Genomic DNA, 16,317 nt, shown 5'->3' with positions numbered 1-16,317 from the left:
ACTTTATATGTTTGTCTTGCTCTCAAAAGCGTGTGATCGTGGAAAAGCAACGCACTACCGTTAATGGCCCTTTCCGAGGAGGGAACGAAAAACGGTGTGAAAACAAAAAACGGGGACCCGTTGGTCCCCAATCAAGAAAACATGTTTTTAAACCCCTTCCACAATCCGCTTCGCTCGTCTTTGCGCCTCATATAGCACTTTCTCTTCATCAATCGTCAGCAATTGGCGATGCTTCATCAAGATTTTCCCATTTACAATCGTTGTATCTACGTCTTGGCCAAATGCGGAATACACCAGCAGGGAAACCAGATCATGATGCGGTACCAAATGAGGCTGATTGACGTTAACCAAAATGATATCCGCTTTTTTCCCCTTCTCGATTCTCCCTACTTGGTCATCAATCCCCAAGATTTTAGCACCATTCACTGTCGCCATTTGCAAAATCGCATGCGCATCGATGATGGCTGGATCTAAGTGTTCCAACTTCTGCAGACCAGATGCCATTTTCATTTCCTTAAACAAATCGAGTGAAGTAGCACTGCCCGCCCCATCTGTTCCCAAGCCAACCAAAATTCCTTTTTCAATGAATTTGGAAACCGGAGCAATGCCACAACCTAACTTCATATTGCTATAAGGATTGTGCGCAATCCCGCCCTTCATGTTTTTCAGCAATGCAATATCCTGTTCATCTAAATGAACAGCATGCGCTAACAAAGCATGATGCTCACCATCAAACAACCCCAGATCAGCCAAGTACTCGGTGGGGCTTTTTCCATATCTCTTGTTGATTTTCTCCACTTCTTCATGCGTCTCGGCCAAATGAATGTGAATCGGTACTCCTAATTCTTTGGCGATCTCCATGACCTCTTTCAAGTTCTCTGGAGGACAGGTATATGGTGCATGAGGCCCCATCATGGTTGTGATGCGACCATCCCCTTTCCCCGACCATGACTGAACTAAATCTACGCTCTCCTTTAAGCGCTGCCCCCCATCATCCTCCAAAAACACGAGCCCCCGTGTCAACGATGCACGGATTCCCGAATCGTAGACAGCTTGTGCGATTTGATCTATATGGATGTACATGTCCGCATACGCCGTAGTTCCTGATTTAATCATCTCTGTGATTCCCAACAGAGATCCCCAATAGATATCTTCTTGCGTCATGTTCTCTTCCGCAGGGAGCATTTTCTTATCAAGCCATTCCATCAAGCGCAAATCATCGCTGAATGACCGCAACAAGCTCATTGGAGAATGGTTGTGGGTATTGATCAATCCTGGCAAAGCCACCAATTGGGACGCCTGAATGATCTCATCAAAACCAGACAAATCCTCTGGCAAATCGTTGGTGATGTCAGATATCGTTCCATTCTCGATCATGATGTGAGCCCGATATGTAACGAATTTCTCTTCCTTAAAATCTAAAATCAATGGATCTTTGATTAGAATCTTCATAACCATCCTCCTTTAGTTTTTAGAATCATAATTTATATAATTGTATTGCATTTTACACCGTAAAGTACATTCCACCTATTGTCTAACAATCTTCTATTGAGACCGATCCAACAGTGAGGGGAGCAATATTGCAAATAAGGCCCATTATTATTTCTAATGCTACTTCTTTTTGCTATCTAAAAATAAAAAGAGAGGGTACCATAAGGTCACTCCCCCCTCTTCTTAGCCATCCCTAAGATTGATTAGATATCCGTCTTTCTTTGTAACTTAATCAGGCCTACACCTTTTTTTCTGTTTCCATTTTATTGTACCAATCGGCCAACTCCATCATTTCAAATTCCTCTTCCACATCAAGTCTAAGAGGTGAGATCAATTCCAACAAATTTCCGTCAGGGTCATGAAAATAAATGGCTGCGTGTGCTTGTGGATTATTTGGGAGTACAAGTGGTTGTCGTTCCGGAGAAAAACGAAAAGCTTCTTTGACCTCGATTCCCTTTTCTTGTAGCCATTTTTTAGCTTGGGTGATATCTTCCAGGCTGACATGAAAGGCAATATGTCGGATAGAGGGATGATAGGGCAGAGTTACTTGATCCGTTTCCCATAAACCAAGCCAACTCTTGCCTTTTTCAATCCAAACAAATGCAAGCTTTTCACCTTTATATGCTAGTTCCAAGCCAAGTTTTTGATAAAACGCAATGGATCTTTCGATATCACTGACAGGCAAATGCGCTTCATATAACCCTTTTATCATTAAAATACCTCCTGATTGTATGCTCAGAAGAATAGCAAAAGGATATCCAGGAAAAAAGATGACCAGATTAAAAATGGTCACCTTGCATATGATTGATGATTATCAACGCAAATTGGATCAGTTGGATGTGCTGGAATCACCTGTAGGTAAATGGGCAATCGAATAGGCAACCTCTGCCCCCGCATAAAGCTGATGATCTTGATTAATATAGAGATCATGATCAATTGGTTGTTGTTTTTTCTTTAATTTAGGCATAATTAATAAGGCAATTGCGATCATTAAAACAATGCCTAATACAATGAAGCCTAGAACCATATCCTTATCTATCCACCTTCTTTCATTTGATCAAAAATGATCAATCTTTATAATATTTACCCGTTTTTTCTTCGTTAGGCACTTTTTTTAAACGTAATAAAAAGTACCACCTATTTCATTAACTCCTTTCTTCCCTTTATAACAGGTTCCCATTCCCACGTTTTGGGCAATAACCCTTCTTAGGCACGTTCTGGCACAACAGGAATAATGAATAAGGCAACACATACGTTACTGATGCGCACCTTTTGCAAACTTTGGAACAGGATTTTATTGTGAACGGTGTTTCAGATAATGGGTTATAAAATCCAAATTACCCCAATCAATTTCTTTGAAGTCACTAATCTTAACTTCTTCTATATTTCTCACCAATTTCAACTGATAGTTTTTAACCTCATACTTACTTCTTCTGGTATTTTTCCCAAGAAATAGTCTTCAATCAATTCCCAGAACTCCTTCGTTGATACTTCATTTTTAAACAAATATGTTAACATTTCCACAGATGTTTTATGTCGTTCATATACATTAGTCAGAACTCGATTTTCATATTGTGTAGGATTGTTTACTTCACGGTACAACTGAAAAAATGAGTTGATACGAATGTAAATTTCCGGATTATCGCCTCCGGTTACTGAATAAATTAGTAATCCCATTGCCTCAACCAATCCCAGCAAGATAAATGTTTTTTCGATTTCCTTTCTGTTTTCTTTTGATAAGTACATTTCAAAACGATTGTTCTCAACCTCAGATGTATTTCGATTTGATAGGATTAGTTTCATCTGAGAATTTACCCAATCTAAAAAGTCACTGTAGCTGCTGTTAAGCAGTGTGTACTTTTTGCGCCCCTCGTCAAAACGGATGAAGCTGTTATAAAAGTTTGCATGTTTTTTTGTCAGTCGGTCGAAATTCTCCGCGCTATACAGACAAACCATCGCAAGGTTTTCACAATAATATTTGTCTTTTTTAGTCTGCCTTTTTAGCTCTTTAGCAAACTCTTCGATGGAAAAGTATTGATTGTTTCGGGCGTACTTACCAAAAATGTTGGAAACTTTACCCACCAGATTCTGTAACTCCAATTTAAATTGAGTGATGTTACTTGTTTTTATCAGAAAATCAATCAGTAAGACAGATTGTATGGAATCAAGAAAAAACAATTTTAAACTTTCATCTTTTGAATGAAACAAGTATTTAAACTGTGGGTAAGACAGAGATGTGTAATGATCTTGCCATAAGTTTTTTAAATTACACTTGTAAACGCTTTTTTCTTTTCCTTGTTTTTTGCGAACTAAGGTGAAGTAACGACCAAATTGTTTCATTAATTTGTCTTCAATCTCTTTGTCGACCAAAAAATATTCATTAGCAAAAATGCTCCTCGGTCTGGCAACGATAGGCGAATAGTTCATCTTCAATTTAAAATCTTTTTCAATGATTAATAGTGCCGTTTTTAGCTTGTTATCAATATCCTCAACCTGGTCAGTGACATTCTTTTTTTCAAAGATATAGCGAAACTCATCTGATCTGACAAGCAAATTACGAATAGGGGAGCTTTCTTTGCTTTTTTCCGCTAGTTTTAATATTTTCTCCATCACCTGAATCAGTTGGTGTTTTTTTAGAGTTGAAATTCCATGCAATCGATTCACATGAACAAAATCTTTCGGAAGGAAATCGAAATAAGCATACCCCTTGTTCAGAGAACGTGCTGCACGACCAATTTCTTGGATATAGTCACATACATTTCCGGTTGGTGCGAAGTGATACACATTTTGAATATCAGGAATATCTATACCCATTCCAAACGCCTTGGTTGCGAGCATAATATTCGTTTCGTTATTTTTATATTTCAGGTAATTAATATTTTTGTCTTCCTTCTCCATGCTACCATAATAACATGAAAGGTTACTGATTAATTTAGTTGATCCGTATACTCTTGCAAATTGTATAAAGTCAAGTATTAAGCGTACAGTAGGAAAATAAACCAGCGTTTTTTGCCCTCTCTGCAGGAAAGTTTCCAACCGAACCAAAAGGATCTTAAATTTGTCGCTTAAGTACTCTTTATATTTTTGCTGGTCGAGATCTTTTTGCCTAATTTTGACCTCAATATCATCTCTCTTAATATAACCAAAATAACTGATTGGATTGATTAAGTTCAGACTATCTCGGGTTTCCGCATACATATCTTCAACACCGCCATAGATTGCTGTGGCAGTAAACGTAGCAATCGGAAATTGCATTTCTTTCCTAAGTTTTTGTAAATAACCGCCCAAATACCAATAATCTGAACGGAAAGCTTTTCCCCAGGTAGTCACGATGTGAGCTTCATCAATTACAAACAGCCCGACTTTCCTCTCGCCGATCAGTTGTGAAATGTCGGATCGACTTAATAAAGTCTCGGGAGAAATGTAAAGGATGGAGATGTTTCCTTGCTTAATTTTCTCCATGATATCAAGTTTTTCTACTGGAGTAAGTTCGGAGTTGATCGTTGCCGAGATATCCACATTTTTATTTTGCAACCCCTGAACTTGGTCTGTCATAAGTCCGATGAGCGGAGAAATGACGATTGTCATTAAATTATATTTATGCGCCAAATATATGGCCGGGATTTGAAACATGATTGATTTGCCAGCACCAGTAGGAGATGTGACAAAAATATCATTGTAATCTTCTTTGTTGAGCGATTTCTCCGCTTGCTTTATGATATCATCTATAATTTGACTCTGTGATACCAATATTGTCTCTTTTTTATTGGAAGGATTATTGATGTTTTTGTACATTTTGAGTAGCCTAAATGAATCATATCCCCAATACCTTTTTAAAATTTTTAAATACTCTTCCTCGTAAACTCTCTTGGGTTCAAGTTTCTTCGTGGATAAAACCAGTTGGACTTGTTCCTTATACAGGTATTGAAGAAGGGTTAACCGATTATAATAGTTATTTGGAAAAGAATTCAATTCACCGGAGTAAGTAATATGAACTACTTTTCCAGTTATTTTTCCCTGTGTGACATCATGAATGAATTGTAATATCTGATCCTCTTCTTCAGAAAGCTCTAAATAGGCTTCTTCATAAACACTTTGAACATCCTCTGGTAGCTGATCTAAGTCATCAAAAACATAAAAATCCAGATCATTCATTTCGGTAGCGTAAGTCACATAATATTGGTTGTCGACTTTTTTGATATCTCCAAAATAAGTTTGCAATATTTCCAGTTCAGTGGATAAGTTATCCGGCCATTCATCATGATGATAATAACGCTGATAAATCTCATCAATATTATCAATCGGGTATAAAATTGGAAAGGTTTGGTGATATAAGTTATTCTTTAACATGATAATCTCAAAATATAGAGAAAGTATATCTCTTCCCAAGGTAATAAACTCTTCAAATGTTACCCAAAAAACCGACTTTTGACCCGGCGAAATTCTACTAAATACTTCAGGATAAAGATGTGCTCTAGAATCAGCCAGTTGTTGAATGCTAACTTCAGTGGAATAAGACAATAATTTTTCAATCGACAGATCGTTATAAAATGATTGATCAAATCCTTTAAATACAAATAAAATATTTTTTTGAGTGCCTTTATTTTTTGCATTAGACAAATGAAATTGAATCATTGATTCGTTGTGGTCCAACAAAGGAATCATCTCCAGTTCTTGTATTTTAAGATGCTAACTCTTTATGATGTTTCAGGATTAGTTTTTTCAACCTTTCCAGGGCTTTCTTTTCGATCTGCCTGATTCGTTCGCGAGTGACACCCATGATTTGCCCAATTTCCTCCAAAGTTCTGGTTTGACCATCCTCAAAACCGAATCGAAGTTTTATGATATTTCTTTGTTTGGAGGATAATTGTTCCAACAGCTTGTTAATCTCGTCCCTTTCAAGTTTACTTTCGACCATAAATACCGGGTCAGTATACTCATTATCCTGATATCCTAAAATTCTCATCCGTTCGTTATCTATAAATTCAATGAGTTCGGTATCTTCTCCCTCTCCTGACGCAAAGGAATTTAAAGAGACAAGATTCAAAAATCGGTGTTCAATTCTTTTAGACTCTTCATACTTCTCTCTCGAGATTCCCAATTGTTCACAAATCTCTTCAACATCCATTTTTGGATTATGAAAAAGGTATTTTTGTTCTACTCTTTTTATTTTTAAAACAGTCTCAAATGCATGAACCGGAATCCTTACCGTCAATCCTGTATCCATGATTGCACGTGTAATTTGCTGACGAATCCACCAAGTCGCATAGGTGGAAAACTGGTAACCTCGTGTAGGATCAAATCTGTGAATCGCTTTGATTAAACCAATAATCCCTTCTGAAACTAAATCGTCATAGCTTAACTTATGACTAACATAGTTTTGATATCTCAAAGCAATTTTTTGTACAAGCCGTCTATTATTTAAGATCAGATTTTTGAACACCCGGTCTTCATGATATTTTTGGTAGTTGCTAATCAGGTCAGTGTTGTTATTGTAATCTTTTGATTCATTATCTATAAAACTTTCAGTCCTACTTTTTAACTCAAGGCTTAAGATTTCGTCAATATCCAAATCTTCTTCAGGATCAAGTTTGCTAGATCTTTCATTTTTGACAGGGACAATATGCTCTTCTACGATCTGACAACCTTTTGATCTAAGATAACCCCGAATAAACTCCTCATCAACATCTTGCTTAACAATGCCAGCTATAATTTTTTTCGCTTCTTCCATGTTTATGAATTTTCTTGATGAAAAAGCTGAATGGAGTTGTTTTATCATCATATAATCCAAACGCATATACCCGACCCGCTTTCATAAAAAATCAATCATAAATCAATTTACTTCACATCGGATATATAACCATGTTTACAAAATTCGTATTGTTTGCCTTCTTACCATTCTATCAATCTGGGCATTCCTTTTTTGTCATATCCTAAGTACGTGTAAAACATTATTGGACGGTTGCCTGGCTCGTGCAACGAGCCAGGTATAAGATCTTAAACTCTCAAAAAGGGCGACAGTTTCCCATATGAAGTAATAAACAATTTTTCTCGCGCTCTTGTACTCGCAACATACAAGAGAGACCTTTCTTGTCTGATTTTCTCTTCTCTTTCTTCAACATCTTCAATTTTGGTAAAAGCATCGAGGGGAACGACTTTTTCATTGACCCCAGCCAGGAAGACCACGCGAAATTCAAGCCCCTTACTTCGATGCATCGTGCCGCAATGAACTCCTTTATTTTTTAAATGAGATTCTGTGGTAAGAAGCGAGACGGCCATTCCATTCTCCTCCAAAAACTTTTGATACCTCTCAACCATTTTTTTCGTTCTCGCAAAAAGGCCGATCTCATGAGGCAAAATTCCTTCTCTCAATAATTCCTTCATCTGTTTCAGAATAAACTGCCTCTCAAGATTTACGTTTGCAAAGTTCATGCATACGGGTTCCGTTCCTGACATAAGCGAGATATCATCTGCAAAATTTTGCCCTCCATCTAAGTCATCAAATGGAATATCTCCGATAACTTGTATCGCCTGTTTTCGAATTTGTTCGGTGGTGCGGTAGTTAATCCGTAAACGTCTGGATCTTTGCCCACGAACATCAATTCCGCAACGTGAAAGAACCGCAAAACGGGAGTAAATCCGTTGGTGGGGATCACCCACAATAAACAGGTCATTTCTGTTTTTTGGGACCAAGGCCCTCAACAATTTAAACGACTCTTCAGTAAAGTCCTGAGCTTCATCAACAATAGCAGCACGGTAACTCAATCGACCGGGGTTCGTTTCCAACCATTTTCGGGCCAAGCGAATGATATCCGGATATTCATACCAGCCTCTTGCCTCCATCTCACTGCGGACATACTCAACCACTTTCCATATTTCTTCCCGTTTCCTTTTGCTGATTTTTGTTTTCCCTCCTTTGCGCATAAGAGTTAAATATTCTTCCTTTTCTTCGATTCCATAGGGTTGGATAAACCGGTCATATTCTCTCTTGATGAGCAGCAGTTGATTTGTGTCTATGTTTAAAGAGCTTCCAGCTTGCCGCCAGATGATCTCCCGGTCTTGATCACTCTCAATCATTTTATTGATTTGTACACCGCAATAAGTTTCAACAATTTCTTTGGCCAACCGGTCGATGTTAATGATATCCATTCTTTGTAACTCCTCAGGTGTACACATGGTGTTTAAGTGGTCTTGTACGATTGCTACCATATTAACGTTAAAGGTTGTAAAGAGAAGTTTCTCATCCGGAAGCAAAAAATCTCTCACCAGCTTCCTTGCCCGGTGCAAAGCAACCACCGTTTTGCCTGTTCCGGCTCCTCCGAGCACTTTTACCGAGCCGCTAAAATCTTTCTCGACCAATTCTTTTTGAGTGGAATGCAAAAACAACCGCCATCGGTCAAAAGGATATTTTAAAATCTCCTGCAGCTGTGTGTCGGAAGAAATCACAGCCACTTGGCTTGACGTATTTAACATAGCCTGGAGAAATGGTTGATCCGATTTTTCTTGATCTTTCCTTTGTTCTGCCTTGATCTCGGTGACAATCTGAAGCACGTCCTGGTACGGCTCACCCTGAGCGATCCATAAAAGGGGTTCAAACGTATCTTCCGGAATTTCATCGGCATACTTGTACAGCTCATCGGCTGTTTGAATACTGTATATCACATGAATAAGCTCTTCCGGCACACCTATGGCAATCAGTTGCTTTTCGGTATAATCACAAAATATTCCTTTTACCGTATTTGAACCGTTCCTTCCCGGGCTTGTCCACATCTGCAAAAGACCCGTCACCTTGTTAACTTCAAATCGCTTCTTTTCCGCCCATGCATATGCCTGATCGTGATTGCCAATCCACAAAAACAAATTCACATCTTCTTTTTCCGGCTTGACAAGAATCGCCCGGTATTTTTGATTTACACGGACAGAATGGACTTTGGGGTCAATGGCTCCTTTTACCCGTTCAAAATTTAAGCCATGAGCTTCCGGGTGTTCGGTCAGCTGATGAATCATATCCCAGGCCGATTTTTGAACTTGTGGTGGTACTTGGGCGATAGCGTCGGTAAAGGATTTATGAATGGAAACAATGGACATAGAAAATTCTCCTTTCAGAATCATAAATAATGGTCACGATATCTGTAGTAGGCAGAAGCTTTCTTACTTCCGCCTACCTCTTTCTTCCGTTACTTCAAACCAAACTGCGCCTTTGTATTCAGCTTGTTGTTTTGAAACATCGCATTCATATTCGAACCGTCGTCATTTTGCCAAGAGTACATAATGGTTTTGATACCGCCAAGTTCAGAAGAACTCATTTCTGTTCCCTCAAAACCGATAATTTTTACAACCTCTTCATATGTCATCCCGTTTTTAATCTTTTTGAATTCTTCCATCGTCACTTCATCATTTTCTTTTACCGCTGGTTCAGGTGTGGACATTGCTGGAGTGTCCACCTTTTCTGAAATTGATTTTTTATCTGTCTGAAGATTGTCTTTATCTGTGTCTACACTTGACATGAGTGCCGCACATGCTCCCAACATCAAAAACAGTCCCACAAAAGCTCCGCATCCAATCATCCATTTTTTCATCTTTTGTTCCTCCCAAAGAAATGAAATATCGGACTTGACTTGAAGGGAGCGCAAAGAGTTCGTTACAATGAGAGAAAGGCTAGTTTAAGAAAGCATAGGTTGAAGGGGTTGCACAAACGAATCTCTTTGCGCGTAAAACCTATGGAGTGATCTCGTCTATGCAGTCTTCCATTTGGCGGTGGAAACTGCATCTATGACTCTACTGATCCTGTTGGCGCAGGTTCAGCAGATTAGATTTCTATGTGCAGTTGGAACTGGCACTTCCAACCGCAACCATTCCTTTCAGCCTGCTTTCGGGCATCCCCCCTTTCACTTTTTCATACTTTTACAAGAATTAATCCAGTTCTTCGTCTAATTCTTCTGCCTCATTCTGACAGCTTAATTCTGCCTGTTTCATCACAATTTCAACTGCACTTTTCTCTTTGTCTGGCGGATAACCGTATTTTCTCAACAATTTTTTGACTGTTACCCTCATTTTGGCTCGGACGCTTTCCCGCAGATTCCAGTCCACCGTTAGATTTCTTTTAATCGAATCGGTCAGATCGCGCGCGATCTGCTTTAACACTTCATCTCCCAGGACTTCTTTTGCCGATTCATTATTGGCCAAAGCATCATAAAAGGCCACTTCATCATCGGATAACCCCGTTTCCTCACCCCGTTTGTGAGCTTTATTCATCTCTTTCGCCAGCTCAATCAATTCCATGATGACCTGAGTCGATTCAATCGTCCGATTTTGATACTTGATAATCGATTCTTCCAGCATCTCAGAGAACTTTTTCGATTGAACCAGATTCCGTTTAGCGATGGTTTTTACTTTTCCGTTTAACAAGCGTTTGAGCAGCTCTACGGCAAGGTTTTTCTGTTTTAATCCTTTCACCTCGGCCAAAAACTCATCGGACAAGATGGCGATGTTGGGTTTATTGAGGCCAACGGCGCCCAAAATGTCCACCACGCCTTCAGAGATAATGGACTTGGATACCAATTGGTTGATCTCGGCATCCAACTGGGAAGCCGTTTTTTTCTTGCCCGAAGCTGGAATCATCTTGATAATCCCGGCTTTCACCGATTTAAAGAACCCGATTTCCAAGTTCAATTTTTCCGCTTCGGGAGTGGTTGAGCACAAAGCATAAGCTTTTGCCAGCTCGGTAACCAGTTGCAGAAATTGTTTTTTCTTTTCTTCACCGAGCCCTAATACATAATCAACGGTGGCAACGATGGTTTGCATCCGCTCGGATGGGCTTTCGCTTTTAAACTTGCTGTAATCATGACCGTGAAGCAAATCCTGGATCAGGTCATACTTCTCATGCATGAGGTCAACTGCCAGTTCCGTATCCACACCCGCCGTTTTGCGGTCATTTTCGGTATACTGTTGCAGAGCCTTTTTCAAAGAGTCGGCGATCCCGATATAGTCGACCACCAATCCACCTGGTTTATCTTTAAACACACGGTTAACACGGGCGATGGCTTGCATCAGGTTATGACCTTTCATGGGTTTATCAATGTACATCGTGTGCATGCAGGGAACGTCAAAACCGGTGAGCCACATATCGCAGACAATGACAATGTTGAGCTCATCATGGATATCTTTCATCCGGTTGGCGAGAAGTTCGCGCTGCTGTTTGGTGGTGTGATGAGAATGCATTTTTGCCTCATCGCTCGAATTTCCGGTCATCACCACCTTGATGACACCTTTATCCAGGTCGTCACTGTGCCACTTCGGTCTTAATGCAACGATCTCGTTATAGAGGTCAACGGCAATCTTTCTGGACATGGTGACAATCATCGCTTTACCAAACATGGCTTTCTGCCTGGTTTCGAAGTGTTCCACGATGTCTTTGGCGATTTGCTTGAGCCGCTTTTCCGCCCCGACTAATGCTTCCAAACGGGCCCATTTAGATTTGAGCTTCTCTTTCTCATCCAGTTCCTGATGCTCGGTGATTTCTTCATACTCCTCATCGATCTTCGGCTTTTCGTCCTCCGGCAAGGAGAGTTTGGCAATCCGGCTTTCGTAGTAAATCTTGACGGTGGTTCCGTCTTCCACCGCGCGGGTCATATCATAAATGTCAATGTAGTCTCCAAACACTGCCGGCGTGTTTCTATCCGCCAACTCAACAGGCGTACCGGTAAATCCGATATACGAAGCGTTCGGCAAGGCGTCCCGCATATATTTGGCGAAGCCGAACTTGATTTTCGCCTCGTCTTTCCCTTCCACCACTTCCGCGTTGAACCCATACTGGCTTCGATGTGCCTCATCGGCGATCACCACTACATTGCGGCGATCCGTCAATACCGGCATCTGATCTCCATTTTCCTCAGGGGCAAACTTGTGGATTGTGGTAAAGATAATACCCCCGGACTCCACATTGAGCAGCTCGCGCAGTTCTTTGCGGGAATGGGCCTGTTTCGGCGTTTGGCGCAACAACTGCTTAGACTTGCTGAAGGTGGAGAAAAGCTGATCATCGAGGTCGTTACGGTCAGTGATCACTACAATGGTCGGGTTATCCAGCTCAGAGACCAATTTTCCGGCATAAAAGACCATGGACAAACTTTTCCCGGACCCCTGAGTATGCCAGATCACCCCAATTTTGCGGTCCCCTTGCTCATCAGTTGCGCGAATCGTGCTCTCAATTGCTTTCACCGTCGCATGGTATTGATGATATCCGGCTAAAATCTTGTAGACATTTTCTCCGTCCGTTTGGAAAAAAATGAAATGCCTTAAGATATCCAGAAAACGTTTTCTTTCAAACATTCCCTTGATTAAAACTTCCAGTTGCGGAATGGCACCCGGAGCGACATCCTCTCCGTCGATCGTCCGCCACATCATGTACCGGTCTTCGTCAGCCGTCAGGGAACCTGCCCGGGCGTTCACCCCGTCACTAATCACAGAGAAAGCATTGTAAGCAAACAGGGATGGAATCTTCTTTTTATAAGTCTGAATCTGATTGTATGCCTTGGTAATGTCAGTTTCTTCATTGGAAGCACTTTTTAATTCAATCACCACGAGCGGCATTCCGTTAACAAAAACCACCAGATCCGGGCGCTTCTCTACTCCGTTTTCGACGACGGTAAACTGGTTAACCACCAGCCAGTCGTTATTGTGGGGATCTTTAAAGTCGATGGGCCATACTTTTTCCGTTTTGAAGCTGCCATCATCGCGCTGGACCTGGACATCAATTCCGTCGGTGATCATTTGATGAAATGCTTGATTGTTAATTAGAAGATTGGGACTTTGCGGAATCGAAACCTTGCGAACGGCTTCGTCGATCGCAGCCGGCGGAAGATGAGAGTTGATGCGGGACAGGGCATCCCGCAATCTCTCTTCCAAAATGACATCGCTGTACTCGTTCCGTTCCGGATAATCGCCTTCAGGGGAAATTTCGGGGCCGTAGCTCACATCGTAGGCTAACTCTTGAAACCATTCCAAGGAAGCTTGTTCCAACTCATACTCGTTGAAGCTGCTCATCTTGATGTCTCCCTTCGTTTTCTAGAGGTACGCGAATCTCACCGGACATGAGTTTGGGTAGGAGGGTGTCGCGGAGGTTGGATAACAAATCATTTTCCACTACATTTTCACGAATTTTGTCAAAGATAGGCTGGATTAAACTATCAAATAAGCTTAATACTCTTCTTTCAGGGACTATAATTTCCATATTCTTTAAAATAGAGGTGTTTAAATTTTTTTGAACCGAACCATCTGCAATGGAAAATAACTTTCTATAATTGTTAAGCAGATAATGATAAAGGTAATTTCTTGATATCTCTTGATAATTGTTAAACGCTAACCAACCGTCATGAATACAACCAGAAATGTTTAATATTTTAGGTATACCTACTGACGCACTATTTGAAAGAATTAAGGTTCCTTTTTCTACATATCTACTTTTTGCAATGGCAAGTTTAGTACAAAATTCTTTGGTAGAATTGATGTAAATACTACTTGATGCTGTAGCATCAGAAATTTTAATCCAATGGATAGTGCCGTTTGAAAAATACTTAGGATCTGTTATTGGTCTGGGTGAAGCCCCTCTAACAACATTGCATTGTTCGCCAACCAATGCTACTTTCCATCCTCTAGGAATCTCACCGTTTTGTGTATTTTCAAATTCCCCACCACTTGATTTATAAGGATCACCTTTTTCATTTGGAAATTCAAAGTCGACAAACCAGGATTTAAAGATCGCTTGTGCCATTTCTTCAAGGTTTTTGTTGATTTGGTTATTGAGTTCGATTTTGTCATCCAAAGCTGAGAGAATGTCAGCAATAGCTTTTTGTTCTCGCAGAGGTCTATCAGCTATTTCCAGTTGTTCTAATACAGAGATATATAAATTTTTCTGAACACTACCTACCGCTAAATTTTGTATATAATTCTGTTGATTCAATAGCCAATAAAAAACATATCTCAGATTCATTTTTTCTTGATTTACTTCTATATTTATGATCGCTCTATTACCGCACATGTAATCTTTAAGTATTCCAATCCTACCAATAGTACCAGACTTGCTTATAGCAATTGTGTCTGGTTTAAACAGGATAGAACTTTTACCTGCACTTTTAAATCCTTCCTCTGTTAAAGTCCTTGAAGTATTGTATACATAGGAGTTATTTAAGTCAGTCGCTCTTAACCATTTAATAGGTCCATCAAAATAACTTGCAATTTTTTGTGAAGGATTAACATAACCCTCCTTAAAAGTGCAAAAGTCCTTAAACTTCATACCCAATCCCCCGCAAATTCTTTCTAATCTCCTCTTCCAACTCCCGCGACTTGGCAAACTGCTCCGCCAACTCACTGGTCAATCGCGCCATTTTATCGGCAAACGCTTCCCCGTCATCTTCCGTCTCTTCGATCCCCACATACCGTCCCGGAGTAAGGATATACTCATGCTCCCTTACCTCTTCCAAAGTGGCTGATTTACAAAAGCCTTTGATATCCTCATACTCTCCCGCTTCTTCTTGCCCACGCCAAGCATGGAAGGTCCGGGCGATCTTTTGAATATCTTTATCGCTTAATTCCCTGCGGACACGGTCCACCATATAGCCCAGTTTGCGGGCATCGATAAAGAGGATTTCCCCTTTGCGGTTGCGGTGGTTTTTGGCCGCTTTGTTTTTGGTCATCACCCAGACGCAGACGGGAATTTGGGTAGAGTAAAAGAGCTGCCCCGGAAGAGTGACAATGGCTTCTACCAGATCATTCTCAATCAAATTTTTGCGGATGGCGACTTCTCTGCTTTGATTGGTAGACATGGAACCGTTCGCTAGGATAAAGGCAGCCGTTCCGCTGGGAGCCAGTTTGGAGACAATATGCTGAATCCAAGCGTAGTTGGCGTTTCCAGCCGGCGGAACTCCGTATTTCCAGCGGTGGTCCTCGGTTAAGCGCTCGCCGCCCCAGTCGCTGATGTTAAACGGTGGATTGGCCAGAATGTAGTCCGCTTTCAGGTTTTTATGCAGGTCATCATGGAAGGTATCTGCATGGTACTCACCCAGGTTATTGTCGATCCCGCGAATGGCCAGGTTCATTTTGCAGAGGCGCCAGGTGGTCGGGTTGGATTCTTGACCGTAGACAGCCACATCCCCAATTCTGCCTTGATGGGCTTTGATAAACTCCTGGCTTTGGACAAACATGCCGCCCGAACCGCAACAGGGGTCGTAAATCCGCCCTTTAAAAGGTTGAATCAATTCAACCAACAACTTAACAACGGTACGCGGGGTGTAGAATTGCCCGCCGTTTTTCCCTTCGGCACTGGCAAAGTTATTGAGGAAGTATTCGTATACTCGTCCCAGCACATCGTGGGCCTGACTGTCTTTGTCCCCTACTTTGAACGAGAATAAGTCGATAATCTCCCCCAATTTGGTTTTATCTAATTCCGGGCGGGCGTAATCTTTGGGAAGCACACCTTTTAACGAGTTGTTGTCCCGTTCGATAGCCACCATCGCGTTATCGATGATTTGCCCAATCTCCGGCTTCTTAGCATTGGCTTTGATGTAAGACCAGCGAGCCTCTTGAGGGACCCAGAAAATATTGTTAGCAAGGTATTCATCTGGATCTTCAGGGTCTGCCCATTCATCGTTGGATAGGCGTTCGTATTCTTCCTCAAACGCATCCGATATGTACTTTAGGAAAAGCAAGCCCAACACCACATGCTTATATTCAGCCGCGTCCATGTTGTTTCTCAGTTTGTCCGCCATGCTCCACAGACGTTGTTCAAATCCCAATTCAGCGCTATTGTTGTTGGATACTGCCATCAGTTAA

The 16,317-nt window shown here is 40.9% G+C and carries 9 protein-coding genes; all 9 read right to left on the bottom strand.

What is annotated here, in order from left to right:
- Nucleotides 1–147: 147 nt before the first annotated feature.
- Nucleotides 148–1,452 carry an amidohydrolase gene (locus QQZ12_RS03165; RefSeq protein ID WP_284723959.1) on the bottom strand — a complete coding sequence of 435 codons (1,305 nt, stop codon included), beginning with the start codon at nt 1,450–1,452 and terminating at the stop codon, nt 148–150.
- 277 nt (nt 1,453–1,729) lie between these two features.
- Nucleotides 1,730–2,203 carry a VOC family protein gene (locus QQZ12_RS03160; RefSeq protein WP_022735949.1) on the bottom strand — a complete coding sequence of 158 codons (474 nt, stop codon included), beginning with the start codon at nt 2,201–2,203 and terminating at the stop codon, nt 1,730–1,732.
- Nucleotides 2,204–2,889: 686 nt separating this feature from the next.
- Nucleotides 2,890–6,147, bottom strand: a complete 3,258-nt coding sequence (locus tag QQZ12_RS03155) for a DEAD/DEAH box helicase (RefSeq protein ID WP_284723958.1) — start codon at nt 6,145–6,147, stop codon at nt 2,890–2,892.
- A 25-nt stretch (nt 6,148–6,172) separates the two neighbouring features.
- Nucleotides 6,173–7,288 (bottom strand): sigma-70 family RNA polymerase sigma factor, encoded by a 1,116-nt coding sequence (locus tag QQZ12_RS03150; RefSeq protein ID WP_022735946.1) that lies wholly within the window; start codon nt 7,286–7,288, stop codon nt 6,173–6,175.
- Nucleotides 7,289–7,488: 200 nt separating this feature from the next.
- Nucleotides 7,489–9,579, bottom strand: coding sequence for a UvrD-helicase domain-containing protein (locus tag QQZ12_RS03145; RefSeq protein WP_189318991.1), 2,091 nt, complete (start codon nt 9,577–9,579; stop codon nt 7,489–7,491).
- Between the two features lie 89 nt (nt 9,580–9,668).
- Nucleotides 9,669–10,070: a DUF3862 domain-containing protein gene (locus QQZ12_RS03140; RefSeq protein ID WP_284723957.1), complete on the bottom strand. Its 402-nt coding sequence runs from the start codon at nt 10,068–10,070 to the stop codon at nt 9,669–9,671.
- A gap of 334 nt (nt 10,071–10,404) precedes the next feature.
- Nucleotides 10,405–13,533 (bottom strand): type I restriction endonuclease subunit R, encoded by a 3,129-nt coding sequence (locus tag QQZ12_RS03135; RefSeq protein ID WP_284723956.1) that lies wholly within the window; start codon nt 13,531–13,533, stop codon nt 10,405–10,407.
- Nucleotides 13,511–14,782: a restriction endonuclease subunit S gene (locus QQZ12_RS03130; RefSeq protein ID WP_259436464.1), complete on the bottom strand. Its 1,272-nt coding sequence runs from the start codon at nt 14,780–14,782 to the stop codon at nt 13,511–13,513. The genes QQZ12_RS03135 and QQZ12_RS03130 overlap by 23 nt, the downstream gene beginning before the upstream one ends.
- Nucleotides 14,772–16,310: a class I SAM-dependent DNA methyltransferase gene (locus QQZ12_RS03125; RefSeq protein ID WP_284723955.1), complete on the bottom strand. Its 1,539-nt coding sequence runs from the start codon at nt 16,308–16,310 to the stop codon at nt 14,772–14,774. Before QQZ12_RS03125 ends, QQZ12_RS03130 begins: the two co-directional genes overlap by 11 nt.
- Nucleotides 16,311–16,317 lie beyond the last annotated feature (7 nt).

Source organism: Laceyella tengchongensis, from assembly GCF_900182735.1.
GTDB classification, from domain to species: domain Bacteria; phylum Bacillota; class Bacilli; order Thermoactinomycetales; family Thermoactinomycetaceae; genus Laceyella; species Laceyella tengchongensis.
The sequence above is the reverse complement of the archived record's forward strand: the minus strand, read 5'-3'. Positions and strand labels throughout refer to the sequence as shown.

Coding starts and splice junctions, on each gene's coding strand:
- QQZ12_RS03165 (WP_284723959.1), bottom strand. CDS start 1,452: ATGAAGATTCTAATCAAAGATCCATTGATTTTAGATTTTAAGGAAGAG.
- QQZ12_RS03160 (WP_022735949.1), bottom strand. CDS start 2,203: ATGATAAAAGGGTTATATGAAGCGCATTTGCCTGTCAGTGATATCGAA.
- QQZ12_RS03150 (WP_022735946.1), bottom strand. CDS start 7,288: ATGCGTTTGGATTATATGATGATAAAACAACTCCATTCAGCTTTTTCA.
- QQZ12_RS03145 (WP_189318991.1), bottom strand. CDS start 9,579: ATGTCCATTGTTTCCATTCATAAATCCTTTACCGACGCTATCGCCCAA.
- QQZ12_RS03140 (WP_284723957.1), bottom strand. CDS start 10,070: ATGAAAAAATGGATGATTGGATGCGGAGCTTTTGTGGGACTGTTTTTG.
- QQZ12_RS03135 (WP_284723956.1), bottom strand. CDS start 13,533: ATGAGCAGCTTCAACGAGTATGAGTTGGAACAAGCTTCCTTGGAATGG.
- QQZ12_RS03130 (WP_259436464.1), bottom strand. CDS start 14,782: ATGAAGTTTAAGGACTTTTGCACTTTTAAGGAGGGTTATGTTAATCCT.
- QQZ12_RS03125 (WP_284723955.1), bottom strand. CDS start 16,310: ATGGCAGTATCCAACAACAATAGCGCTGAATTGGGATTTGAACAACGT.